26 protein-coding genes and 1 pseudogene are annotated in these 26,099 nt (G+C 41.3%); 11 read left to right on the top strand and 16 right to left on the bottom strand.

Translation table 11 applies throughout. The features are described 5' to 3' along the window. Positions 1-341 precede the first annotated feature (341 nt). From NI468_RS05440 to NI468_RS05430, 3 genes and pseudogenes are all read left to right on the top strand, one after another. Positions 342-1,352 (top strand): esterase/lipase family protein, encoded by a 1,011-nt coding sequence (locus tag NI468_RS05440; protein WP_253100483.1) that lies wholly within the window; start codon positions 342-344, stop codon positions 1,350-1,352. 266 nt (positions 1,353-1,618) lie between these two features. Beyond that, on the top strand, positions 1,619-2,587 hold the full coding sequence (locus tag NI468_RS05435; protein ID WP_253100558.1) for an esterase/lipase family protein: 969 nt from the start codon (positions 1,619-1,621) through the stop codon (positions 2,585-2,587). Between the two features lie 69 nt (positions 2,588-2,656). Then, positions 2,657-3,636 (top strand): annotated as a pseudogene (locus NI468_RS05430) (esterase/lipase family protein). Positions 3,637-3,706: 70 nt separating this feature from the next. Here NI468_RS05430 and rplS read toward each other — a convergent pair. The 12 genes from rplS to ispH form a co-directional block, all read right to left on the bottom strand. Next, positions 3,707-4,081, bottom strand: a complete 375-nt coding sequence (gene rplS, locus NI468_RS05425; protein ID WP_004281205.1) for a 50S ribosomal protein L19 — start codon at positions 4,079-4,081, stop codon at positions 3,707-3,709. Between the two features lie 185 nt (positions 4,082-4,266). Next, complete coding sequence (gene trmD, locus NI468_RS05420) at positions 4,267-5,001, bottom strand: tRNA (guanosine(37)-N1)-methyltransferase TrmD (protein WP_253100480.1); 735 nt, start codon at positions 4,999-5,001, stop codon at positions 4,267-4,269. A gap of 28 nt (positions 5,002-5,029) precedes the next feature. Continuing rightward, complete coding sequence (rimM, locus tag NI468_RS05415) at positions 5,030-5,578, bottom strand: ribosome maturation factor RimM (RefSeq protein WP_253100477.1); 549 nt, start codon at positions 5,576-5,578, stop codon at positions 5,030-5,032. 30 nt (positions 5,579-5,608) lie between these two features. Further along, positions 5,609-5,866, bottom strand: coding sequence for a 30S ribosomal protein S16 (rpsP, locus tag NI468_RS05410; RefSeq protein ID WP_004281198.1), 258 nt, complete (start codon positions 5,864-5,866; stop codon positions 5,609-5,611). 138 nt (positions 5,867-6,004) lie between these two features. Further along, the gene (locus tag NI468_RS05405; protein WP_338149773.1) at positions 6,005-6,436 is read right to left on the bottom strand and encodes a type IV pilin protein; all 432 of its coding nucleotides are present in this window, start codon (positions 6,434-6,436) and stop codon (positions 6,005-6,007) included. Continuing rightward, a complete protein-coding gene (locus tag NI468_RS16265; RefSeq protein ID WP_276534268.1) occupies positions 6,429-7,016 on the bottom strand; it encodes a type IV pilin protein in 588 nt (195 codons plus the stop codon). Before NI468_RS16265 ends, NI468_RS05405 begins: the two co-directional genes overlap by 8 nt. Positions 7,017-7,029: 13 nt before the next feature. After that, positions 7,030-11,040: a pilus assembly protein gene (locus NI468_RS05395; protein WP_253100471.1), complete on the bottom strand. Its 4,011-nt coding sequence runs from the start codon at positions 11,038-11,040 to the stop codon at positions 7,030-7,032. 22 nt (positions 11,041-11,062) lie between these two features. Next, the gene (locus NI468_RS05390) at positions 11,063-11,800 is read right to left on the bottom strand and encodes a PilX N-terminal domain-containing pilus assembly protein (protein ID WP_253100467.1); all 738 of its coding nucleotides are present in this window, start codon (positions 11,798-11,800) and stop codon (positions 11,063-11,065) included. After that, complete coding sequence (locus NI468_RS05385; RefSeq protein WP_338149772.1) at positions 11,797-12,825, bottom strand: PilW family protein; 1,029 nt, start codon at positions 12,823-12,825, stop codon at positions 11,797-11,799. Before NI468_RS05385 ends, NI468_RS05390 begins: the two co-directional genes overlap by 4 nt. Position 12,826: 1 nt before the next feature. Then, on the bottom strand, positions 12,827-13,321 hold the full coding sequence (gene pilV / locus NI468_RS05380; RefSeq protein WP_253100464.1) for a type IV pilus modification protein PilV: 495 nt from the start codon (positions 13,319-13,321) through the stop codon (positions 12,827-12,829). Further along, complete coding sequence (locus NI468_RS05375; RefSeq protein WP_253100461.1) at positions 13,318-13,860, bottom strand: pilus assembly FimT family protein; 543 nt, start codon at positions 13,858-13,860, stop codon at positions 13,318-13,320. The genes pilV and NI468_RS05375 overlap by 4 nt, the downstream gene beginning before the upstream one ends. Positions 13,861-14,018: 158 nt before the next feature. Beyond that, positions 14,019-14,969 (bottom strand): 4-hydroxy-3-methylbut-2-enyl diphosphate reductase, encoded by a 951-nt coding sequence (gene ispH / locus NI468_RS05370; protein WP_253100458.1) that lies wholly within the window; start codon positions 14,967-14,969, stop codon positions 14,019-14,021. A gap of 133 nt (positions 14,970-15,102) precedes the next feature. Here ispH and gmk point away from each other — a divergent pair, with 133 nt between their 5' ends. From gmk to NI468_RS05345, 5 genes are all read left to right on the top strand, one after another. Beyond that, entirely contained in the window at positions 15,103-15,726 is a 624-nt protein-coding gene (gmk, locus tag NI468_RS05365) for a guanylate kinase (RefSeq protein ID WP_004281187.1), read from the top strand. A gap of 76 nt (positions 15,727-15,802) precedes the next feature. After that, positions 15,803-16,084 (top strand): DNA-directed RNA polymerase subunit omega, encoded by a 282-nt coding sequence (rpoZ, locus tag NI468_RS05360; RefSeq protein ID WP_004281186.1) that lies wholly within the window; start codon positions 15,803-15,805, stop codon positions 16,082-16,084. Between the two features lie 214 nt (positions 16,085-16,298). Beyond that, complete coding sequence (locus NI468_RS05355; RefSeq protein ID WP_005108527.1) at positions 16,299-18,404, top strand: RelA/SpoT family protein; 2,106 nt, start codon at positions 16,299-16,301, stop codon at positions 18,402-18,404. Between the two features lie 75 nt (positions 18,405-18,479). Then, positions 18,480-18,863 carry a RidA family protein gene (locus NI468_RS05350; protein WP_253100455.1) on the top strand — a complete coding sequence of 128 codons (384 nt, stop codon included), beginning with the start codon at positions 18,480-18,482 and terminating at the stop codon, positions 18,861-18,863. Between the two features lie 220 nt (positions 18,864-19,083). Further along, positions 19,084-19,278 carry a bacterioferritin-associated ferredoxin gene (locus tag NI468_RS05345; protein WP_004644972.1) on the top strand — a complete coding sequence of 65 codons (195 nt, stop codon included), beginning with the start codon at positions 19,084-19,086 and terminating at the stop codon, positions 19,276-19,278. A gap of 162 nt (positions 19,279-19,440) precedes the next feature. Here the strand turns inward: NI468_RS05345 and NI468_RS05340 are convergent, their stop codons facing one another. Further along, the gene (locus NI468_RS05340; protein ID WP_004644971.1) at positions 19,441-20,502 is read right to left on the bottom strand and encodes an RNA-guided endonuclease InsQ/TnpB family protein; all 1,062 of its coding nucleotides are present in this window, start codon (positions 20,500-20,502) and stop codon (positions 19,441-19,443) included. A 231-nt stretch (positions 20,503-20,733) separates the two neighbouring features. On the opposite strand from NI468_RS05340, the gene bfr reads away from it, so the two are divergent. Further along, on the top strand, positions 20,734-21,198 hold the full coding sequence (gene bfr, locus NI468_RS05335; RefSeq protein ID WP_005265547.1) for a heteropolymeric bacterioferritin subunit Bfr: 465 nt from the start codon (positions 20,734-20,736) through the stop codon (positions 21,196-21,198). A gap of 49 nt (positions 21,199-21,247) precedes the next feature. On the opposite strand, the gene NI468_RS05330 is transcribed toward bfr, so the two are convergent. Then, positions 21,248-22,882, bottom strand: a complete 1,635-nt coding sequence (locus tag NI468_RS05330; RefSeq protein ID WP_253100452.1) for a PglL family O-oligosaccharyltransferase — start codon at positions 22,880-22,882, stop codon at positions 21,248-21,250. Between the two features lie 307 nt (positions 22,883-23,189). Here NI468_RS05330 and NI468_RS16330 point away from each other — a divergent pair, with 307 nt between their 5' ends. Beyond that, entirely contained in the window at positions 23,190-23,630 is a 441-nt protein-coding gene (locus tag NI468_RS16330; RefSeq protein WP_338149771.1) for a pilin, read from the top strand. A gap of 307 nt (positions 23,631-23,937) precedes the next feature. Further along, positions 23,938-24,378 carry a pilin gene (locus tag NI468_RS16325; RefSeq protein WP_338149770.1) on the top strand — a complete coding sequence of 147 codons (441 nt, stop codon included), beginning with the start codon at positions 23,938-23,940 and terminating at the stop codon, positions 24,376-24,378. A gap of 105 nt (positions 24,379-24,483) precedes the next feature. Here the strand turns inward: NI468_RS16325 and NI468_RS05315 are convergent, their stop codons facing one another. Both NI468_RS05315 and NI468_RS05310 read right to left on the bottom strand, forming a co-directional pair. Beyond that, positions 24,484-25,044, bottom strand: a complete 561-nt coding sequence (locus NI468_RS05315) for a TPM domain-containing protein (RefSeq protein ID WP_253100449.1) — start codon at positions 25,042-25,044, stop codon at positions 24,484-24,486. Then, the gene (locus NI468_RS05310; protein WP_253100446.1) at positions 25,038-26,078 is read right to left on the bottom strand and encodes a TPM domain-containing protein; all 1,041 of its coding nucleotides are present in this window, start codon (positions 26,076-26,078) and stop codon (positions 25,038-25,040) included. The genes NI468_RS05315 and NI468_RS05310 overlap by 7 nt, the downstream gene beginning before the upstream one ends. Between the last annotated feature and the right edge of the window lie 21 nt (positions 26,079-26,099).

Here is a 26,099-nt window from a genome sequence, read left to right as displayed (position 1 = left end):
TTATATTTTTTCTCAAAATGATCTTTTATAGTTGTTTCCAAATATTTCGTATTTACACAAAACAATTTAGAAAAATTTCAATTATTTCAAAGACTTTTTATTTAAATACATCTGTCAATAAAACATATACTTACAATGTAAATCCCTCCTGTCCTGCATGTCCTCAAATGACATGGTTTTAGACCTCTGAAGTGAAAAAATACCACTTCTTCAAAAGAAAAATGGCTCAGCCACTCAAGGCTAAGAATGTATTTTATTTTAAAACGTCTGATGGTGTGGGCTACATCACTCTAGAAAAGCAATGATTGCTTGAATAACGATAAAATTAAAAAGGGACGGTTATGCGTACTTTCAACAAGACAGCACAGTTACTGACTGTGACTTTAGCAGCGGCTTTGGGCTTAAGCTTTGCTGCACAAACCCAGGCAGCGGCAAGTGCCACACAAGTCATCGAAAAGACCAAGTCCGATTATGCCAAAACCAAATATCCGATCTTGATGGTACATGGCTGGCTAGGCTGGTCACGCATTGGTACCGATAGTATCGGACTGGATTACTGGTATCAGATTCTGCCGGATATGGCTCGTAATGGTTCGACCGTATTTGCTGCACAATTGTCTCCGGCAAACACAACGATGCACCGCGGTGAACAACTGATTCATCAGGTTGAAGATGTTCTGGCTATTACCGGCAAGAAAAAACTGAACTTGATTGGTCATTCCCATGGTGGGCCGACGGTACTCTATGTTGCAGCGACCCAACCGCAGTATATCGCTTCGATTACCGGCGTGGCAGGCACCTACCACGGTTCCAAAGTCGCAGATGATATCCAGAACAATAGCCTGAGCCATACTGCCTTCAACATTCTAGGTGATTATATTGTTGGACCATTAATTGCGCTGGGCCAGTTGAAGCCCGAACTGGAAATTGATTTTGATGCTTCCATGAAATCCTTGACCCAGACCGGTTCAAATACCTTTAATGCCACCGTGGCACAGCAAATGGTGAAAGATGGTGTACTGGCTTCCACCGAAAACTGTAATAAAAATTTAAAACAGAAAGACAGTAAAGGCATTCATTACTATTCCTGGACAGGCGTAGCCCAAGCCACCAATGCTCTGGATATTGATACGATCCTGATGCAGTTAGGCCCTTTATCGTATGGTAATAAAGACAATGATGGCATGGTGTCACGTTGTAGCGCGTTCATGGGTAAAGTCATCAATGACCAGTACAAACTTAACCATACTGATCTGGCCAATATGATGTTTGGTCTGAAAGGAATGTTTGCACCAGATCCGGTTGCGCTCTATCGCCAGCACGCCAACCGGCTCAAATTACAGGGCTTATAACGCGAGTGCCTATATTTCCAGTGAAATATAGGCTTTTTTTCTGATTCTTTTTTTATTTGGCTTACCGTGATCTGAAAGCTGTAATAGAAAAATAACAGATCACTTAAGTTTTTGCTGTGGGTTTCCCGATTGGCTGACCCTTATTTTTTAATCAAGTAGCACCTTTATAACCGTAACAGCATAGAAAACTGAGTTCCTGCAATAAGGGAACTTTGCACAACGGGATGAGGATCATCCGGTTAAAACAACAAAGTGAGGAAAATATGATGAAATGTGGAGTACTAATCACTGGTCTACTGCTAGTGGGTACATGTCTCAGTACTCAGGCATCCACCCAAGCCAGTCAGGTCACTGCAAAAGCCAGTTCCAGCTATGCGAAAACCAAATATCCAATTGTTTTTGCACATGGCATGGCGGGCTTTATTCGGATCGGTACTGATCAGTTTGGACTGGATTACTGGTATCAGATTTTACCGGATCTGGCGCGTAATGGCGGCAATGTCTGGGCAACACGTGTCTCGCCTTTTAACTCATCGGAAATTCGGGGTGAGCAACTTTTAGAGCAGGTAAATGAAATTCTGGCCATTACCGGTGCAAAGAAAGTCAATCTGATCGGTCATTCCCATGGCGGCCCGACCATTCGTTATGTCGCAGGTGCAGGGAATGGAATAGTCGCTTCCCTGACTTCTGTCGGTGCTCCGCATAAGGGCTCCCCGGTTGGAGACCTGATCCTGCAAGCAGAAGGTACACCGATACAAGGGCCTTTAGTCGGTGGTATCAACCTGGTGTCTAAGGCCATCACCTGGGCACAGGGGTTGGATCCGAACAGTTTCCCGCATGATTCTCTGGCCGGTGGTAGCAGCCTGACCCTGGCAGGATCCGCTCAATTCAACCAGAAATATCCGCTCGGTATGCCAACCACCGCCTGCGGTGAAGGTAAGGAAAAAGACGGTGATATTCGTCATTATTCATTTACCGGTATAGGTCAAGTCACCAATCCGCTCGATCCTGATTCAGCCTTGACAGTTACAGCTCTACTCATTGATGGCGGCAAGGAAAATGATGGTCTGGTCTCCCGCTGTAGTGCCAAATTCGGTAAAACCATTCGGGATAACTACAACTGGAACCATCTGGATGAAGTGAACCAGTTCCTCGGATTAAAAAATATCTTTGCTCCAGACCCAGTCGATGTTTATCGCCAGCATGCCAACCGGCTCAAATTGCAAGGCCTGTAATTCAATCTCATCCCTGTCATCCCAATGCACAGGGATTTTCTAATTTTTAAACCGCCAAAATGGAACTTTATGAAAATTAGAACGCATTTTATAACCTTATGCTGCGTGTTATTTGCGGGCCAATATGTGCAGGCTTCCAATTTGCAGCAAGCAGAATCCAGATTTGTCGTGTCCAATTATGCAAAAATACAATACCCGATTGTATTTGCACATGGCATGGTCGGCTTTAATCGAATTGGTTTTGATGCCTTAGGCATGGATTATTGGTATCAAATTTTGCCAGATTTAGCCCGTAACGGTTCAACTGCCTTTGCCACCCGCATCTCACCTTTCAATTCCAGCGAAATCAGAGGTGAACAATATGTGGAGCAACTGAAAGAAGTCATGGCAATCACCGGCGCCAAAAAACTGAATTTAATTGGTCATAGTCATGGTGCGCATAGCGTGCGTTATGCAGCCGGGGTGATACCGCAACATGTAGCCTCCGTGATGACTGTGGGGGGTGCCAACCAAGGCACCATTGTCGCCTCTGATGTCATGCGACTTGCTAATCAAACCGGAACATCTGAACTGCTCAATACCCTGATCAGCAGTTTTGGCAACGTCATCATGTGGGCACAAGGCTTAGACAGTCAAGCTTTCCCACATAATACTCTGGCAGCAGGACACAGCACGTCGATTGAAGGCACAGCCGAATTTAACCAACGCTTTAAACTCGGGCTTTCGCTGAGCCCATGTGGTGAAGGCAAATATACAGACCAAGGCATTGCACTGTATTCAATGACGGGAATCAACCCGTGACCAATCCCCTAGATGTCAGCGATGCCGCCATGAAAGCCTTGGATCTACTTTCTGCGAGCAAGGCTGGCGCAAATGATGGAATTGTGTCGGTATGTAGTGCCAAATTTGGTAAAACGATTCGTGATGATTACCCGTGGAATCATCTGGATGAAATCAACTTGTTGTTTGGCATTAAAGGTACCTTTGCGCCTGATCCAGTTGCTGCCTATCGTCAGCATGCCAACCGTTTAAAACTGCAAGGTTTATGATTTATTAAAATAGCCAGACATAAAAAAATGCGCCCAAAGGCGCATTTTTTCACTCGTATAAAACTTAAAATTAAGCTTTAGTTTTACGAGCTGGTAATTTTTCACGAATACGTGCAGCTTTACCAGACAATTCACGTAGGTAGTAAAGTTTAGCACGACGAACGTCACCACGACGTTTCACTTCGATACCAGCAACGATTGGAGAGTGAGTTTGGAATACACGCTCAACACCAACACCGCTAGAAATTTTACGTACTGTGAACGCAGAGTTCAAACCACGGTTTTTCTTAGCAATTACAACGCCTTCGAACGCCTGTAAACGCTCACGGTCGCCTTCTTTTACTTTAACTTGAACAATAACTGTATCACCTGGTGCAAAAGCAGGGATGTTTTGTTTCAATTGTGCGTTTTCAATTACTTGAACTAAAGGATGCTTACCGCTCATGGGGTATCTCCAATATGTGCGAGTCAGAAGAGGTCTGATCATCGCTGGGTATAGAGGCTAAAGCGCATACACCCGATTATCTTTCCCTTTATAGTTGACCATCTCAACCATAAAGAGCCTATTAAAGAATACTTAAATAATTTTAAGTACTTGCTTGAAGACAGAAATGATCACTCATCAATATCTTACAAATCTTTTAGCCATTTTTTCTGCTGCTTGGTCAACTCGACTTTTTCCACCAACTCTGGGCGGCGTTCAAGTGTACGCTGATATCGCTGCAAAAACCGCCATTTTTCAATATTGGCATGATGCCCGGACTTTAACACCTCAGGCACATCCAAACCTTCAAAATGATCTGGCTTGGTATATTGTGGGCAATCTAGCAGACCATCCACAAATGAGTCTTGCACGTGTGACTGTTCATCAGACATGGCACCCGGAAGTCTCCGGATAATACTGTCCAATAAAACCATCGCAGGCAGTTCACCACCCGACAAGACGTAATCTCCAATTGACCATTCCTGATCAACATATTGTTGGATCAAACGTTCATCGACGCCTTCATAACGTCCGCACAGTACAATGATTCCATCATATTTGACAAAATCCTGTACCGCAGTTTCGTTTAAGGTCTGTCCTTGCGGTGACATATACACCACAGGAACCTGAACTGCACCCGCTTGCGTTGCAAGCTCTTTGGCATGCTGGATTGCTTTTGCCAGAGGCTCAGCCATCATCACCATACCCGGACCACCACCGAATGGACGTTCATCCACCCGTTTATAGTTGCCCGTCGCATAATCGCGAGGATTGATACAATGAATTTGCATCAACTCACGTTTTGCTGCGCGCCCGCTAATACCATAGGCTGTAATCGCTTCAAACATTTCAGGAAAAAGCGTAATGACTGCAAAGAACATCGCAGACTCCCTTATTTCCGAAAAATTCTTAGTAATCTACGCCCCAATTGACGTAGATACGACCAGCTTCAAGATCAACGCGTTGCACCACATCTTTATGCCATGGAATCATTCGCTCTTCGCCATCGATGCTGTCGGCAGTTGCGCGAACCACCATCACATCGTTAGCACCTGTTTCAAACAGCTCAAAAATTTGACCAAGATTGATTTCTTGCTCCTGATCGTCCAGACCTAACACAGTTAGACCTTTTAAATCAGACCAGTAATACTCATCTACACCAGCTTGAGGCAGTTGCGATTTAGAGATCCAGACATTGGAGCCAACCAGTTCGTCTGCAGCAGTGCGATCACTCACACCTTTCAGCGAAACAACCAGGCCTTTACCATGTGGTTTCCAACGTTTTACATCGACAATTTGCCAACCTGCTTTGGTCTCAATGTACCAAGGCAGATAGTCAAATATGTTGCTCATGGGGTCTGTATTGGAATAGACCCAGAGCCACCCATTTAATCCATATGCTGAACGTAACTGTCCAATCTGAATACGATCTTCGGGAACATTCTGTGTTGGTGTCATGGGCAAGCTACTACCTAATTTATATAAAAATTATGCAGCAACTGCAGCTTTCTTAGCTTGAGCAGCTAAAGAAGCAACACGATCAGAAGGTTGAGCACCTTGAGAAACCCAGTGAGCAAAACGGTCAGCATCTAAACGAAGTTTTTCTGCTTTACCTTGAGCTGTAGGGTTGAAGAAACCGATACGTTCGATGAAACGACCGTCACGTGCATTACGGCTATCAGTCACAATGATTTGATAGAACGGACGTTTTTTAGCACCACCGCGTGCAAGACGAATAACAACCATGATAGAACCTTATAGTTTTTACGGATTATCCTTGTACCGACCATCGATACAGCTCAAACCCCTTTCATAGAGGGCAGTATTTTACTTGAACTTTGCCCTGAATGAAAGATCAAAACGTATTTATCCGCAGTTTTGAATTTATTTATCATCCCATTTTGAAACAGCAGATAGGTTGTTGCAATTTGTTACACCTTTTGACCAAGAGCGCTGCCCTTGATCATTTAAGCATAACCATCCATTTTCTTGTTGTTGAGTTCCTGAAATAGGTTTTGCTACCAGTGTCCATGAAGTTGCTGTAGGTGCAGGATCAAACACTACACTATACAATGCTGTCCCCTGTTTTGGTGTAATAGCTCCACCATATAGCTGAGTTACAGTTGCATTTTTAAATGTACCATTCGTTACTTTATACGCTTGCATTCTTTGAGCGATAAAGAGCATTTCACTTTGAGCATCTACACGCTGCGTACGGATTTTATATTCAGCATATGATGGATAAGCTATGGCAGCTAAAACACCAATAATCGCAACAACAATCATAAGTTCAATTAAAGTAAAACCATTACCAATCTTCACTATTCGCCCCACAAGGTTTAGCTGCTGTCATATTGGCAACTGTTAAAGTTTCGCTTGCAATTAATTTACCCTTTGTCTTACAACGTAAACCTTTACTACTTAAAATAAAGTTGTAGTTTTGCTCTTGTACACTATTACAGCTATTACAACCTGAACCTAAGTTAACTTTAGAGTTTGCTTCAGCCAAAATCACCCATTGCTGTCCTAAAGCACTATTGTTTGATAAAAGTTTAGTCGGATCAGAGCCGTCTCGGAGATAGACTCGATATTGAATACCGCTTCCATTTGCATCAAGAGGTAAAGGCAGCATCGCCTTCGTAGCGTCATAGCCAACAACAGTACTACTCACATCTTTATACATATAACTTGGATCAAACTTCAAATAACTAAAATTTTTTCCTTTATGTCGCTCTAATTGTTCAGCTAAAAGTTGTATTTCTTGTTGTGCTTTTGCCGCAATCGCTTTTCGTGTATACGCTTGATAGCTAGGAATAGCAATTGCAGCAAAAATTGCCACAATTACTACAACTATCATCAACTCAATCAGCGTAAAACCTCGCTGAACACTTTTCATTACGTACTCCCCTTTATTGTGTGTACTTTTCATACCAACGATTTGGAATAAGACGTAATGACCCCCCAGTCGTTATAAATTTAGGCTCTCCATTTGGCGTACAAGTTTTTCCAGCTGGGCAAATATCATTTGGATCTGGTACAACAAGACTACGCTGATTCGGATCACTTGCACTACCGACATTCAACGTAACAATACCTGATCCCAAATTATATATATATATCGCGCCACCTTGACAAACACCACTCGGTAAACAAAAGCGTTGAGAGAAACTATGTCCTTTCACACCTGCACCACAACTCGAAGTCGTTCCATTATCAGATGCATCAAATTGTGTCACATATAAACTCCCTTCCATAGCAATTGGTGTAGTCAACCCTTTAATTACACTTGCACCTTTTTTTGTTGTACCATCAATTTTAGTGTCAAATTGATAATACCATCCACCCCAACCAGTATCTTTATTAATCGCTGTGGATGTTGTAGCACCATTGATATAACGCAACTTAGTTTTATCCATTGCTGTATCATTGACTGAAACACTACCTAACGTTCGCGCTCCAATATGGCTGGTTGGATATCTTCCTTCTGATGTACTCGGATACACGTCATAATCAAAAATTGCATATACCCCATCAAACTGAAGACCCGTCGGATCTTTTTTCTGTGGTGAATCTGATGTAGCAAGTAGAGGTGAACTTTGGTTTCCTGATACAAAAGTCACAACCACTGTGTTGCCACCAAACATTGTCGTACTTCCTGCACTATTATGCGCAGTAAAAACAGGCAAGGTATAAAAACGTGGACTTGTACCATCACTTTTATGTAAATCTAACATTTTCGTGGTTTGTGTCCTAAACTCTGTTTTATCACCATCATTTTTAAAATCAGCTCGGAATGTCTGGCCCGCCAAGTCTCCGAAGTACAGATGGTCAATAATTCCATCATTGTTACGATCTACAGTTCGAATTTGACTTACGACGCTATATTTAAGACTGGCATTACTGGTCGAGTCTGCATTCCATAATAAATCACCAGTATCTGCATCAAACATATAGACACCAGCACCAATTTCATTTGTTTGATTATAATTATAGGTTTCATAACCTTTATAACCTGTACGAATACCATTGGCTTTTAAACCATCCCCATCATCACCGCCAGCATCATAACCACCACCAACGATCATGACTAACTTACGCTGACCTTTCCAGTTGACATAACCAAGACTCGGTTTTGACCAACTTTGCCCCATTTTTTGAAGAGCTGCATACGTCGTACCAGCAGGTTTAGCTTGTGAATAAACAGTACCTGTCGATGGATCAATGTGGAATTTTATTTTAGGTTTATCGATATCTGTAAGGTCAAGTGCATAATAGCTTCGCCCTCCCATACGCATACCACCGTAAGCCCATTGCTTGCCGGTCAAACTTTCAACTTCATTATTTGTACTTTCCAATACATTACGGGTCGCACTTCCAACGGTCAAAGTACCGTCAGACTTACTTACATAAGCAGTATGCGCTGTCCACTCTCCATCCATGCCATAGTAGAGCGCATCTTTACCCGAGGCTAAATTACCACCATCTTGTTTGAAAGTTTCAGATTGGTTTTCAATGATTTCTTTGGGTACAAAAGCAAATTTTTCAACACCTGTATTCGCATTCACAACCTGAACAAAGCCTTGGGTTGTTCCAAACAACACATAATCATCACGATTAGTAGTATCGATGACCACTTTTCCACCTACTTTAGTCGCTTCAGCTTTACCTGATTGAGTTATAAGTAATGGTTTTGAATGAGAAACACTCCCCATTTGACGCAAAGTCGCAGTTTGATTCGATAAATCTAAACCATCTGTATTGGTATCATTCGAAATAACATAGCCCAATAGACCCATGAGGGCACGTGCATAAGTTGTATCTGTTTTAGTTTTATTATCAATAGTATAAGTATGTTTAACTTGCACTAAGTTCAGATCTTTTTTAACTCGCTCATCCGCTGCCAAAGTGCCATCATAAGCATAATCTGTAAGTAGTTTACGTCCAGTTTCAGTTTTCCCATCAGCAGTCGTCGTTGTCCCTAACAATAAACGATTTAACACACCACCTTTTTTAAAAATTGCGACGCCATCTGGGTAGCTAATATTTGGATTGTTCCAAATATCATTTAAATCTTGTAACTTACTTTGTTTGACCACCACAGTGCTATCATCAGCAACGGTCTTGCTCGAATACACCCCATTGTTGAGTACGTAATATTTTTTAAGATTGCCAAACCAAATTTGCTGTTTGTCTTCAGGTTTTACTTTTGGTTCAAATTGCGGAAAATATGCATAAGGCTGTACAACTGCAGGGTTCAAGGCATCTAATGGAATAGTCGATGAGCCTGTACTCATACTTGGAATATCTTTATTTAACTGAGTAATAAAAGCATTAATACTATTTACAACATCTTGTGAGTTTGTACCAACAACCCAACCACCAGCTCCAACCGTACCCCAATCCTTAGCATCTTGCACATCTAAATTATTATTTTTACTGAAACCATCACTAAATCCCACCACAGCTGTCTGTATTTTCAAGCCAGTAGGATTTTTCCCAGAGTCTAATAAAGCTTGCGCATAACGCCCAATACATGTCCATGCATTATTTGGATTTTTATAGCCTGTAATATAGTTACCCCACCTATCCGTATAAGCATAATTTGTGTCATTCAACCTTTTACCTAATGGGCTATTAAGACAACTAAATACATCTCCTTTAGTATCTAAACTCTTTGCCATAAGATTATAAGCTGTCCCACTTTTCCCATCTGTTCCTGGAGCAGTACCACCTGGTTCTGGCTCTCCATCTGTAAGAAAGTAAATACCCTGACCACTACATTCTTTTTTGGCTTGATTATTCATTTGACCTGAAATAGAAGTAGGAGCAATATATTTATTGTTAGTAAAAGCTGCAGCATTTGATTGGCCTTGCGCCAATCCACTATAATCATTATCTGGATGTCTAAACTGTTTATCATCATAGTAACATATAGAACTATAATCATTTACCCTGCAATTACTTGATTTTAAACCCGTTGGTATATTGGAATAGTAACTACTCCAGTCAGCACAACTGCCGTTTGTATACCAAGAATTGCACTTATATTTATAAGTTGGATAATTAGAATAAACAGCATAGACTGGAACATTCATTGTATAATCATCTACAACAGTTGTTTGTCCCATCATATACGCTGCAGCTTCTGCATAAGCATAAGGGGTAGGTGTCCCTCCACTAGCCGTTAGCCCTTTCACCTTCGTAATCATCTCATCACGATGTGTTTTCTCACGGTACTTTATTGGTTCTTCCCAAATATAGGTACAATCTTTATAATCCCCATATGTACAAGATATATTTTTATCAGACTTGTAGCCACCGGTTGTATAATCTGAAGGTTTTTTAGTCGTCTCACCTAACCAATTTAGACAGTTATAGTTATTCTCATCCCAGTCATCACAAGTATTATACCAAAGAGTTTTCTTTTCCTTACCACTTGCATCTTTGTTTCTGCTATATGATTGCCAACGTGGTTTAACATATACACCATCCTGTACCATTCCAGAAACCTTCTCGCCCAATGGCTTAGCAGGTAATAGAACGCGCCCTGTATTTCCCCCAAAGTCCGCCAACCCCATCACGACTTTATCTTCTACACGTTTAATGGTTGCAGTGCCTTGAAGTACATCGAGTAAACCTTTCTTCAAAATCGTGATTCTTCTTAAAGAATCATCACTAGTTGTATTACCAGCCATAGTCCAGTTCATACTCCCCGAAGTATCCAACATCATCATCAGCGTAGTACTCCCTACACTGTCTTCAGGTACTTTATAAATTTCTATATCGCTGGCATAGGTAATTGGTAAACTCGCACAAATCAAACTCGTCACAGTCGCCGAAATAGTCGCCACTTTAAATTTAGACATCACAGAGTTTTGCTGACGTGAAGTCATGTCATTTTTCATCTTTACATTTTTCATCTTTGACACCCCTCTATAATGCCTATTTCACAGGCCGTAAGGTATATTCCATTTCTTGGTTACTAAAAGGGACATTTCTCCCTGCCAAGCATTCCGATACTGTTGTATTGCTCGCGACAGGATCATAAAAACTAGTGAAATTTTTTAGACATCCTTCTATATCACTAGCGGAACTTTCACTTAAATTTGGAATAATTGAAATTACATTCACAATCACTTTCTGAATTTTTTGGTTTTTTGACATTTCCGCATCATCACCTTCCAACATATGCTCCCAGTCTTGTCCAACTGCAGCAGGTCGTATACCCACTCGGGTCATGACGGCTGAGCGACCACTAATAAAATCTGACTTACGGCTTAATTTACAAAAGCCTGTTGTACCTAAAGAGGTGTTACTAATCGTTGCACCTTCCCAATACAACACACTCGCATTGCGACTACCCTCCAGTGTATTTGCATCCCCGCCACGCATACAAAACACCAATTCTTTGCCTTTATTTTCTGGTCTCAATACATAGGCAAGCATGCCATCGCCAATTTGCATTTTCGCCAATGTTAAATCATCAGAAGTTTGGTTTTCCAAGCTAAAGAATACTGCATCCGAAGATTGCTGCAATAATGCCTGTGCTTGTGCATTAGTCGCAATATTAAGAGAAGTTAAACTTCCCCGAATGGCCCATGTCCCCACCAATGTAAGTAAAATAAGTATGATTAAAACAACTATAAGCGTTGCACCACGCTGCATATTTAATGTTTTCATTTTGGGTTTTCCTGAAGACCGAAACCATTGCGTAAAGCAACTGTCTGCGTCACCACTAGACGATTGTAGAGATCATTTTTACTATCCGTTTTAAGTTTTTTATTTATATCCAAAACTTGATAAGTTTTATTTACATCAACTAAATCATTTTTACCGACACTATCAGGAGAACGAGCCAAGACCCCTATCTGAACCGAAACAATCTGTGGTTTGACAGTTAATTTTTTATAATTTTCAATACCGATATAACCAAATTGATCCAATACACCATCTTTTCCGGCAACAGCTGGTGATTTAGTCGCATCAATCGTATCCGAGGCAACACCTAATAAAATACGCATATGGTCCACACGCGGAATAATGATTTCACCGTTCCCCTCTAAACCATCAATTTTTGACTTACTATCACCTATGTAACTTGTTGCCTTGCATGCCAAAGCTAATGGTTGATTGGGATCATTTCTATTGGTATCCGAACGCAAAAAATAACGCTCTACAACATAAGCACCAGATGTTATTCCATTACCCTCACAGTCAAAAGAACTTACCATTGCGCCTGCTGAGTTTGCATTCCGATATTGGATCACGAGTTGATCGCTGTTTTCACCATCTAAGTTTGAAGGTCCAATTCCCCCTTGAGTCATCAATGTATTAGCGCTTTCTCCAGTAATACTAAATGGTGTCGCTATACTTAAGTTTTTATGACTAAGTACAATCCCCCCATGCAAGATATCTGGCGTAATACTAGGTTTACTCGCACCTAGATTCGCCAATCGAATATCACGCAACATATATTCAAGTCCAAAACTGGCACTATTTTGTAGGTTTGCAGCCCCTTGTTGCGTTACCATTCCTCTTTGAGCTGTTAAATACAAATGTGTTGCAGCAGCAACAATCAACAATCCCAAACTCAGCGCAATCATCAATTCAAGTAATGTAAATCCAGATACACGCCCCCCTCCAAGAGGGACAGATTTTATATTTAATTCAGGTTTCATAATTAAAGTATTATATTTTTCTTTCATTTTAGAATGCCTCCATAACGAGGCATTGTGCATCTGCCTTATACGCTCCATCGGCCATACAAGTAGATACACTGTCTTTAGTGATCGAAGTTTTCCCCCAGGCAACATAAACACAAGTACGAGAACTACCATCACATTGCTTCATAACAACAGTCTGACCAAAGCTCTCAGCTTTATCCAGAATTTGCTTGGCATCATATTTTGCCATTTTAGTTTTATCACAAGCAGGCTTATAACTAACAGCACTACCTACACAGCCTGTCTCTGTTGCCTTGTTATTAATCGCGGTCTCATAATCAGCCAAAGCCAAGCGATTAATGCGCATTCGATCAGTTAAATCACGAGCAACGGTCATTGCCATTGTACGGTCTGTCGCCTCAGTTGTTGCTTGTAATGCGCGAAGCTGCAATGCAGAAAAACCCAACACACCAATAGCCAAAATAAACAGCGCAACCAAAACCTCAACCAAACCGACGCCTTTTTGATACTGCATCATGCGCATGCTCCTACTTTATCTTCTATTTTTTCAACCACGCCTGTTTTTGAAATACTAATAGCCTTTGAAGCTTTTAATTTCGAACTACAAACTGTAAATACCAAAGGCACAGATCTATTTATTTTTTTAGGATTAGTAACAGGATCTTCGGGCTTAGTCGAATCAAATGCAGGGTTAGCAATTTCTTCTAGTGTTCTCCCTGTCATCGTCACCAGCCCCGTTGGCAGAAACACAATATCATCCTTAATACTGGTAATCACAATATCGCCATACTTTGGTAACCAATAATATGTCACTGCATTGCTGTAAATATTAGTTGGAGTAGTATTTTCCGCGAATTTCACAGTGACATTTTTGCGTAAGGTTGCTGCTTGCCCACGCGCTTGACTAAAAATAGAAGCCAAATCTCTAGCTGTTGTATTTAACTGCTGTTTTGCAATCATATTTTGCATGGATGGAGCGGCCATCATGGTGACAATCGACAACACCGCAATCGTCACCATGAGCTCAATTAAAGTGAATCCTTTATTTTTCTGCATACTCTCCCCCAAGCAAAACTTTGACCCAGTTAAAATAATATCTATAAATTTTACAAAACCTACACAGAGCAGATAAAGGGCATAAAAAAACAGATAACCGCAAAAAGCAGTTATCTGTTTTAAAAAAATTATAAATCAGGTGATAAGTGCGTCACATCTTAAGCTTGAGTGACTGGAATACGCAATTCTTTCGGTAAGCTAAAAGTAATATTCTCTTCCCGCCCATCCAGCTCTTTAGGCGCTTGTGCACCCCAATCCTGTAAACGCTGAATGACCTGCTTAATTAAAATTTCCGGTGCAGATGCGCCTGCTGTTACCCCAATCTGGGCATTTTCTGCAAACCATTCCTGTTTGAGTTCATCTGCATTATCAACTAGGTAAGCCGCTTTACCCATACGTTCCGCCAGCTCACGTAGACGGTTTGAATTTGAAGAGTTTGGAGAACCGACAACAAGTACGACATCACAACGTTCAGCCAAGTCACGTACTGCATCCTGACGGTTTTGCGTGGCATAGCAAATATCATCTTTACGTGGTCCTTGAATCAGCGGAAATTTCTGGCGAAGAGCATCAATCACTTTCGCTGTATCATCAATTGATAAAGTGGTTTGCGTGACAAAAGCGACTTTTTCAGGATTGCGTACCGTTAAAGCAGCGACATCTTCTTCATCCTCGACTAGATAAATCTCACCACCATTTTTTTTGTCATATTGCCCCATGGTGCCTTCAACTTCGGGATGGCCCTCATGACCAATCAGGATCGCTTCAACCCCTTCACGAGCATATTTGGTCACTTCAATGTGCACCTTAGTCACTAAGGGACAAGTCGCATCAAAAACCTTCAGACCACGACGTTCGGCTTCTTGTTGTACCGCTTTCGAAACACCATGTGCGCTAAAAATCACGATATTATCGTCAGGAACTTCGTCGAGTTCATCGACAAAAATTGCACCACGCTGACGTAGATCATCGACGACAAATTTGTTATGCACCACTTCATGTCGCACATAAATCGGTGGGTTAAAGCATTCTAGGGCACGGTTCACGATCGCAATGGCACGATCTACACCAGCACAAAAACCACGCGGATTGGCTAAAACAATTTCCATAGAATCCTCAATACTCACACCATTTTTAGCGGTTCAATTGAAATAAATGTAAACAATCGACTGACAACTATTTAGTTTAAAGCCGCTCTACTCTAAAATAGAGAAGATATTTTATCATATCAGGAAAAATATCATGTCGGGTCTCTTGTTTGTCGTTTCTGCAGCGTCTGGAACAGGCAAAACATCCCTTGTTAAAGCCCTACTTGAGCGTGTCAACAATCTTCACGTTTCTGTGTCACACACCACACGCGGTCAACGACCTGGCGAACTCGATGGCGTACACTATCATTTCTCCAACAAAGAAGATTTTTTAAATCTGGTCAATGAGGGTGGTTTTATCGAATACGCCGAAGTATTCGGTAACTACTACGGTACTGCACAAGCCACAGTCAAAGAGCAACTGGCCAAAGGTCATGATGTGCTACTGGAAATTGACTGGCAAGGTGCGCAACAGGTTCGTCGACTTTTTCCTGAATCTAAACAAATTTTTATCTTACCACCAAGCCAGTTCGACTTGCGTGAACGCCTGTCTAACCGTGGTACTGATGCTGTGGATGTGATTGAACATCGTCTAAGCTGCGCGGTAGAAGATATGCAGCAATATAGCAACTTTGACTATATCATTATTAATGACGACTTTAATAAGGCGTTGCATGACCTTGAAGCGGTGATTATTGCCAATCGTCTGGTCTTGTCTCAGCAAGCCAACCGTCATGAAAAACTAATTCAGAAACTGATTACGCCGACTGAGCAGTGATTAAAACTTGAGTCTATAGACAAAGCCTTTTATACTGTGCAGTCTGTTAAAATTTATTATTCAAACGAGAATTCTTATGGCACGCGTCACCGTTGAAGATTGTTTAGACCATGTAGACAACCGCTTTGAGCTTGTACTAGTGGCAAGCAAGCGCGCGCGTCAATTGGCACGTCAAGGTATTGAACCAACTGTAGAATGGGACAATGACAAACCGACTGTTGTTGCTTTACGTGAAATCGCTTCAGGTCATGTATCAAAAGACATTTTGAAACAACGTGATCAAGACTATCAAACATCAAGCTTGGATCTTGCACTTTCTGCAAATAATCTAAACTTAGACGGTTTTTCTTTCCAATAAGAGATCGTCACTCAAAAAGCCTAGTTCTAAACTAGGCTTTTTTTGTTATGTGACTTTTATATTTATGCCAGAACGGTTATAACATAAGGGTTAGCTATCAAGTTTGTATTGGTTTTCTGCTCGCTAGCAGCCAAAAACCATCAAACCAGGAAATTCACATTTCTAAAGCGCTTTCACGTTTTATTTGTAAAAAATTCAGTTGAAAAGGTGTTTTATGCCAGGCCCACAGGTCAGTCAAGCCAAGCAGCAGTTAGAGATCATTATCGATGCGTATTTAAGTGAAAGCGATGTCGAACGTGTGCTTGCGGCCTGTGATTATGCAGATATGGCGCATGATGGGATTGTGCGCAAAAGTGGTGAACCTTATATTCTGCATCCGATTGCAGTCAGCTGTATTCTGGCGCATATGCGTCTTGACCCTGAAACGCTGATGGCTGCCTTGCTGCATGATGTGATTGAAGACACCGACTTTAACAAAGATGATATTACTGAGACTTTTGGTTTTACTGTGGCCGAGCTGGTCGATGGCGTGACCAAACTGAGTCATTCTAGCGATAAAGAATATAATAAAGCCGCTTCATTTCGGAAAATTCTGCAAGCGACTCTACAAGATCCACGTGTCATTATTGTGAAACTGGCCGACCGCTATCACAACATGACCACTTTGGATGCACTACGTCCGGACAAACGTGCGCGTATTGCCCGCGAAACCTTTGAAATCTTTGTTCCCATGGCACGTATTGTCGGCATGAATGAAATGGCCGATAACCTGGAACATCTTTGTTATCAGAATCTAGATCTGGACATGTATAACAATGTGCAGACCGCACTACAGGAAACCAAGCCGAAACGCTGTGAATATCAGGCCAAATGGGAAAAGAACCTGACTGAACTGCTGCAACAGCATGCCATTCAAGGCCGGATCAAAAAGAAAAACAACAATATTGAGCTACTGCGCCACTTCGTTAAAAATGACATCGACCTGCAAGAGCTGACGCATAGCCATGCTTTTGAGATTATTTTACAGAGCATCGCGGACTGTGACCGACTGGCAGAAATTCTGACCCAAAGCTTTAAAATCCAGAGTTATGAAGATCATATCCGCCGTCCATTACCGGGTGGCAACCAGTCCTTGATGATGCGCTTAAAAGGCGAAGAGACGACCCTGTCGCTCACCATTCAAACCGAACTGATGCGTAAAGCCGCACGTTTTGGCGTCGTACTCGGTGAAAGTGCCCCGCAGGCCTGCCGCTCTGCGATTCAGGCCTCGATGCAGAACCTGAATGTCCTAGTCGATGGTGAATGTGCCAAAACCACATTCAGTGAATTACTGGACTATTTACATCAGGAAAAAATCTGGGTCTATACCCCGCATGGTCATTTACATGAATTGCCGCAAGGCGCCACGGCGGTTGACTTTGCTTATGCCGCGAGTTTATTCCTAGGCAATCATGCGGTGGGTGCAAAAATTAATAATGAAACCAAGCCCCTTTCAACACCTCTAGTCAGTGGTCAGGTGGTAGAAATCATTACTGATGTCTTGGCCACTCCAAATCCGGATTGGCTCAGTTTTATTAATACCCAGAAAGCTCGTCGTGCTATTCAGAATATTCTGCGTGATCAGGATCCAGATGAGCAACGTTTGGTCGGACAACAGGCTCTCAATCGTGCCTTGAAATTGTTCCATCGTTCTATTCGTGATCTGACGGAAGCAGACTGGAAAAACCTCTTAGAATGGCGCCATGTTTCCAGTAAAGAGCAGCTGTTTGAACAGATTGCAGTCGGTGATTTATTACCGCAACTGGTGGCCAACCATTTATTTGCCCAAGATCAGCATCAGAATATTGCCAGCTCAGACCGTCTGATTCAGGGAACGGAAGGTGTCGATGTCAAATATGCACATTGCTGCAATCCTGTGCTGGGTGATCCAATTCAGGGGCATTTGACCCGTCGCGGTCTGATTGTGCATCGTGCGCGCTGCCATAACCTGCTGCATGAACAGCATCAGCATCCAGAAAATATCATGTTGTTGCAGTGGACCTCTGATGATCTGGAAGATATCAGCTTTACTGCCTATCTCAGCATTGACCTGGACATGAATGACGAGCAGATTTCCGACCTGATTTACCAATGTCGTAAAGCGCATTCCGGGGTGGAAATGGTGCGCACTCAGGATGACAAAACTTACGTCAATATCGTGGTGCATAACCGTAAACAGATTGCACAGATTATCCGGGATTTACGCATGTATTTCGGTTTCCCGCGAATTATCCGTCTGGCACAGCCCGTCGTTTTCAGTGAAGCCTCTAAAGCGAGTTAATCATTTAAAACGATAGTGCTTTGATCGGCCGAATTGATCGAATATGATGTATGTCGATGATAAAAGGAGAAATTAATGTCCCGCCAAATAATCCATACTGAAAATGCCCCTGCTGCGATTGGCACTTATTCGCAAGCCATTTTAGTGGGTGATACCTTATATCTATCAGGTCAAATTGGCCTGGATCCTTATAGTATGGAACTGGTTGAAGGCATTGAAGCTCAAATTCGCCGGGTGTTTGATAACTTAAAAGCAGTCTGTGAAGCCGCTGGTGGCTCTTTGGCAGATATTGCCAAACTGAATATTTTCCTGACCGACTTATCTCACTTTCAACTGGTCAATCAAATTATGGGTGAGTATTTTGCCCAGCCCTATCCAGCACGTGCCGCTTTAGGTGTGGCCAGCCTGCCTAAAGATGCCTTGGTTGAAATGGATGGCATTGTCATAATTAATCAATAAGTTATAAAAATTACTCAATCCCCACCCTGCAATATCTCATTCTAAATCATGAATCGCTTTTGTGTGGAAATCCGAGCAGTACTTGGATTTCCGCTCAGGTGGTGATTTTTTATCTAAATCATCAATCATGATAAAAGCTATTTCAAATGATTTTTATTGACAAACGATAACAATTATCAATAATATTACTTATCTTATTTAATCACTGTGGTTGTGTCCTATGTACGTTTGTCTATGCCGCGGCATTACAGATCAAGACATTAAAGATGCTATTGCAAATGGCGCTGAAAGTTATCGTGATGTCCGCGATATGTTGGACTTGGGAACTTGCTGTGGTCGCTGTGCACCAGAAGCCCGCATGATCATCAGTGATGAGGTTTCACAAATTGCAGCACGGCTAGCAGTTGCAGCATAAATTTAAAAAGATTTCTCCCTATAAGCATAATGAAAAAACAATGATCTTTGGTCATTACTCCTCCCCCGCCTTTGACTCTGGCGGGTTTTTATTGCCATTCATCTGAGTCTGAATGGATTCGATGTCGATTTTCATTTGCTGTTCCTTGACATCCTCACCTCTTTAAATAGAGCTGATTCCTCCTGCGAGACGCTTATGCCCAAGCGCAAGTATGTTCTTAGCACTATTCAAGTCCCGATCCAGAACACTTGAACAGTTTTCACATTCCCATACTCTTATTCGCAAATCTGTTCTACCTTTCGGACTGCTTGCAGTGACCTCACCACAGCACGAACACATTTGGGTTGTGAAACTTTCACTAACTTCTTCAAACCATACTCCTGCGTTCTCGCATTTATACTTGAGCATGGTCTTGAATGCTGAAAATCCGGTATCCAGAACAGACTTCGCCATCTTGGTTTTCACCAGTTTTTTCGCACTCAGATCGCCTACAACAATTAGTGCATTTTTCTTTATAAGCATCGTACTTGCTTTGTGCAAATGGTCTTTACGACAGTTTGCAATCTTGGCGTGTAATGCACGGACCCGTTTTCTATTTTTCGCTCGTTGAGCAATCCCTAATTTCTGTTCATATTGACGGTAGAACTTGGGATTTGAAATTATCGTACCATCCGAACAAGTGGCTATATCCTTTAAGCCCAGATCAATCCCAATCAAATTAGTCGCACTCGATTTCTCAATTTTAGAGCTATTCACAACTAAGCAGACATACCAGCGGCCACGCGCATCCTCGACAAACGAACCAGTCTTGATACTGTAATTTGACAGTCCATAGCTATCCCATATTTTAAACTGATGCTTGCCATACTGGATATGGCCATCAGCATACTTGATTGCTACTTTCTTAAAGGGTATCCAACCTAGTGATCTTCTGGCTGATTTCTTATGACTGACCCGCCATTTTAGTTTAGTCTTCTTGAATTGCTTTCTGCGTATGACTAATTCTTCGGTAACAGCCTGAATGGTTTGACTATGTAACCCACAAAGCCTAGATGTACCTTTCGTATATTCAGCAATATCGTAAGCACTGAGAAATTCACCTTTTCTTTTAAGGTGTTTAAAGCTTAAATCATTGACATAATTCCAGACGAAATTCACTTCAGATGCTAATTGCTCTAATATCTTGGAATGTTTATCTTTAATGCGTAATTTAAGTGTTTTCATGCGATTATTTTATCAATGAAAATAACCAATAGAATATCCAAAGTTAAAAATGTTAATTTGAAACGACATTTCATGTCGTATGGCTTAGGTCACTCATTTATATCCCTGCCTTGAAAACGAGGTTTTACGTTTGATTTGATAAATTACTCGCCATTTGCCCCTGACTTGCTTTACTATCAGGATTAGAGCGCTTTCTTAGAAAGATAAAACAGGTCCAAATGGAGTTATGCGATGAAAGGCAATCGTGATGTGATTAATCAGCTCAATCAGGTGTTGTATCACCACTTAACTGCCATTAACCAGTATTTCCTGCATTCGCGCATGTTTAATGACTGGGGCATTGAGAAACTGGGCTCGGCAGAATATAAAGAATCCATTGTTCAGATGAAACATGCTGATAAAATTATTGAACGTATTTTATTTTTGGAAGGTCTGCCAAATTTACAAAATCTGGGCAAACTGTATATCGGTCAGCATACTCAAGAAGTGCTGCATTGTGACGTGCGTAAAGTCAAAGAAAATATTGAAGTCATCCAGAAAGCAGTCGCGCTGGCTGAAACCCAAATGGATTATGTGACGCGTGATCTGGTTCAGGAAATTCTAGAGAAAGAAGAAAACTATCTAGACTGGACCACGACGCAGATTGATCTGATCGAAAGTATTGGTATCGAAAACTATATTCAAAGTCAGCTCTAAACTTAAAGTTAAGCCAAGAAAAAGCCAGCATCTGCTGGCTTTTTTGTATTTAACGAGGTACATGCTGCATTAGTTCTTCATAACTCATTTCAGTTTTCTGAATAGTCTTTAAGCGTTGCAGCTGGTGCTTGGCTTCCGCCTCATATCCATTAAAAGCTAAAAGTTTGGCATATTTGATCAGGTTATATTTAGTCGGATAACTCAAGACCATTTGTTCACTTTCCTGAATCTGTTCAGCAGACGCTTTGCTATAAGGATTCAGACGAATCCAGGCAATGCGATGATTAAACTCGGTTAACAGATAAATTGGTTTTTCATTGGTGATTTTTTCAGGTTGCTTTTCATAACGAATACTTTGTCCAAGTTTTGGCACCGCAACATCATAGTCGCGATAAATTACAATCAATAAAAGTAACCCAACAGCAAAAATGAATTTCATACCCATTAATGGCATAACCACTGTTTTAATTTTTATATTTTGTGCCAGAACCGTACCCAGAATAAAACCGACTGGTAGCAGAAAATAGGCATAATGCTGTGGAAACTCAAACATGGCATGTGTCACAAAAGCCCCGATCATCAAGATTCCAATGACAGATTCTGGCGTATTCACCCAGCGCTGTAACTGAAAGCCTAAATAACCAAAATATGCCAAGAAAGGCAGACCGATGATCAGTCCATTCCAGATCAGGAAATCAATAATAAAATTATGTGCACTACGGATCCACACCGGGCCTTGTACAGTATCGCTAACTGAAACGAACGCTGCGCTAGTTTGATACCAACCATAGCCAAACCAAGGTTGTGCCTGAATCGCTGCCAGCATTTGCTGCCAGATCGCAATACGCGACATATCTCCGGTAGCACGAGATACCACATCCCTGCTTTGTACGACGTCCGTATCCATTACTTGTGCAGCGAGCTGACTGAGTAATGGAAAAGCCACAATACAGGAAATAAAAAAAATGAACCACGCTGTGCTGTAATACCATTTCAGGCGAATAATGCCTTTATATTGATAAAATGCCAGATAAAGCATAATTACGGTCGCAGCAACCCAAGCGGTACGTGATTGGCTTAAAGCCACTCCTATGACAATTACTGCAGCACATGCAAATAGCCATTTGGTCTGGATTTTTTTCTTTTCATAGATGTAAAGGCAGCTCATCAATGCCATGACTAAAAAAGTCGCCATATTATTGGGTTGGGCAAAGTTGGCATATGGCCGCTGGTTGCCGTTAATATTTACCATACCTGGCAATACTGAATCCAGATTAGACCACTGACACAGCGCAATTAGCCCCGTAATCGTTCCTGAAGCTAAAAACACATAGCTAAGATTGGTAAAAGTTTCTTCCCGGTTATAATTTCCTGTAGAAAAGTTATAGCCAAGTACACTTGCCAGCCAAAAACTAAAAATAAAAATAAAGCCCATCACGGCGGTGCTAAAGAAAAATACCTGTCCTGCTAGAAAATGTATAAGAGGAACACAGGCTAGTAACAGCAACGGTAGACTCATTGCTGGAATTTTGAGTTTTTCTTTTAGATGGAGTGTAGCAAGCGCGAATAAAGCGAAGAAGGCATAGAGCTCACCGGTATAGGTTACCCATGGGCGATAATGCACGGGCATGAGCCATGCAAGGGAGATCAGGATTGCTGCGATGAGGGCGAGCGTGAATTTCATGGAAATATCAGGCAGTGGAAGTTTGGCACATGATAAACAAAAAGCAGGTAATTTTGAGATTTCAACTTAAACTTTATTGATTTTTAATTCATCTCATTTTGCTCAACGGTACAAGTATTTAACGCATAAAAACTGACATTTTTTGTCAATTAGTTACATAAATTTACTAGTGATTTTTTGAGATTTTTAATCTATTAAACAATGTATTGATTTAACAGGAAATAATTGAGTAATATACTTTGGCACACTTTGTGCAAAGTATAAATTAGCTTATAAATTAATTAACAAAACATTTGTGGAGAATGTTATGAACGCTCAAAAAGGCTTTACGTTAATCGAGCTGATGATTGTGATCGCTATTATTGGTATTTTGGCTGCGATTGCAATTCCTTCATACCAAAACTATATTAAAAAGGCTGCTTATTCAGAAATTCCAGTAGCCATGTCTTCAATTCGTACAGCTATTGACACTTGTTATGGCATTGAAAAAGATTTTACAAAATGTGATCAAGCTGGTGAAATCGGTGAAACCTTACCTACAGGTTTAAGCGGTAAGGCTTTGAAGAGCATTGCAATTACAGCAGCTACCGCTGCAACTGGCCCTGTAATCATTACTGCGACTCCAAATGATTTTAAAGGTATTGCAACCGCTGAGACTTGTATTCTTACAAGTAGTTTAGATGGGGCTGGCCGTGTGATTTGGACTTATTCTGGAGCATGCTTAAACAATGGTTATGTGAAAAATTAATTAGCCTTTATCTGAAAAAATGTATCAACTTTGATGCATTTTTTCTTAACTTTAAGCCTTTTACTAATTAAATTATGAAAACTGATTTTGTAATTATCCTCTTTAACTAGACAATGCTCATCAAAAGACAATCAATGACAATAGCTTAAAGATCTATTACCTGAATGAAGGGACATTAAGATCAGCCATTATTTATGGAAGCTATACTTTATTGCAACTTCTCAAATATATTGTCTCGAGACCTATCAGGGTGTTTTAGTGATCTTAAAAAAACTTCAATTTCTTTAAAACATTTGTGGAGAATGTTATGAATGCTCAAAAAGGTTTTACCCTTATTGAATTAATGATTGTAATTGCCATTATTGGTATTCTTGCTGCAATCGCAATTCCCTCATACCAAAATTATATCAAAAAGGCTGCCTATTCAGAAATTCCAGTAGCTATGTCTTCAATTCGTACTGCAATTGATACTTGTTATGGCATTGAAAAAGATTTTACAAAATGTGATGAAGAAGGTGAAATCGGTGAAACCTTACCAACAGGTTTAACAGGAAAAGCATTAGCTGAAATTGAACTTACACAAGCTGATGATCCAGCTGGACCTGTAGTAATTACTGCAACTCCAAACGCTTTTAAAGGTATTTTAGCCGCTGATATTTGTGTTCTTACAAGTAGTTTAGATGGGGCTGGTCGTGTGATTTGGAATTATTCAGATGAATGTTTAGATAAGGGTTATGTAAAGAACTAATTATTTCTATAATAAAAAAATCGCATCAATAGAGATGCGATTTTTTTATGTAGCCTTTTAAAGAGTTAATTTATTTATTGTCATACTCATAATTATTTATATAATTCATCCCAATATTATAGGTTTATTCCCTAATTCATTTTCTAAATCTACTATTTTCCGATCATAGTACTGATCCAGAACCTGTCCTATCTGCTTTATACCTTCAATGACACCTTCTTTAAACCTCTGCTGAGCCAGATTTTGAATAATGCTTTGACATATTTCATCCCAGACCTGCTGGGTCGTCGCATTCTTAATTCCCCGGTCAATCACAATTTCCACCTTGTGCTCACACAGATTCAAATAGAGTAATACCCCACTATTATATTCAGTATCCCAAACACCTATCTCAGCAAAGAGTTGTCGAGCTCGGCAGAGCGTATCTTGATAATAAGCAGATCGTGAAGGCAGACAGGCTTCAATCACTACCTGAATCTCGCCCACATGCCCATGCTCGGCTTCTTCAACCACTAGTGCAATCGCATGTTGATCCTGCTTGGAAAAAAAACGCTTGGTTGCCGGCATATAAAAGAAATGTTTTAACCAGCGTTTAACACTCGGCTGCGCATGTTCTTCCAACTTCGGCCGCGTGACAATTTCTGTTGTATCTGTAGTTGTTACCATGAGCCTGATGCTCCTCCCCCGCCAAATCCACCACCGCCACCGCCGAAGCCGCCGCCCCCAAAACCACCACGACCACTACCGCCACGGCCTGCACCAGAAGCAAAGGCATGCAAGATCAGTTGTGCCAGTGAAGTGATCAAGACAAAAAATACCCCTACTCCAATCAACAGACTGGCAAATAAGCCTAAACCATTGACTAATCCGGCTACTGTACTAGCCACTGCAGCAGTCGCAGCACTCAACTTTTTGCCAAAAATCATCGAAGCAATCACACCAGCCACAATAATAAACAGCACACTACTAAAGGTCGCCTTACTGGCTTTTTGTGCCTGATAGGCCTGTTCCTGACGTTCTTTCAGTTCATCGGCTGCCTGAGCTGCAATTTCAGGATCAAGATTTAAAATCCGTTCTATTTCAGTCAGTCCCGAATCAATCCCTTGAGCATATTGGCCTTGCTTAAAATACGGCGTAATTTTGTCATTGATAATTCGCCCTGCCACTATGTCGGGCAGCACCCCTTCCAGACCATAACCGGTCAAGATTTGAATACGGCGGTCATTAATGGCAATGGTCATCAACAAACCATTGTCGCGTTTGGCTGAACCCAGCTGCCAGGCTTCAGCAACGCGCATGGAGTAATCAAAAATATCTTCTTGTCCCGTGGTCGGAACAATGACTACACCTATTTGCCCTTTGCCTTCTTTATAAAGTTTTAGAATGCGCTGACTGAGTTGCTGTTTTTCAGCGGGACTAAGTAAATTTGCCTGATCAATGACCGGTTCATTCAGGCTTGGTAAGTCGCGCTGAAACTGCCCTTCCGCCATGTCATTAGCAATTTGTGGCTGTGATGCTGCTGCAGTTTCTGTATTTTGAGCTGGAGTATTTTGATTATTTTTAGGCTGCAAGATTTCACGGGCTACAATGACGTCTTCAGCATCTGTAGCCGTGGCTGTTTCTGCTGAAACAAGCATTGTCGTTCCCATGCCCAACATGAGAATCAAACCAGCACAATATTTCAGCAGTATTTCAGGCATCTGATCTCTCACTTATTTACA

The sequence above is a fragment of the Acinetobacter lwoffii genome, assembly GCF_024129355.1.
GTDB classification, from domain to species: Bacteria; Pseudomonadota; Gammaproteobacteria; order Pseudomonadales; family Moraxellaceae; genus Acinetobacter; species Acinetobacter lwoffii_I.
This window is presented reverse-complemented; position numbering and strand designations above follow the sequence as displayed.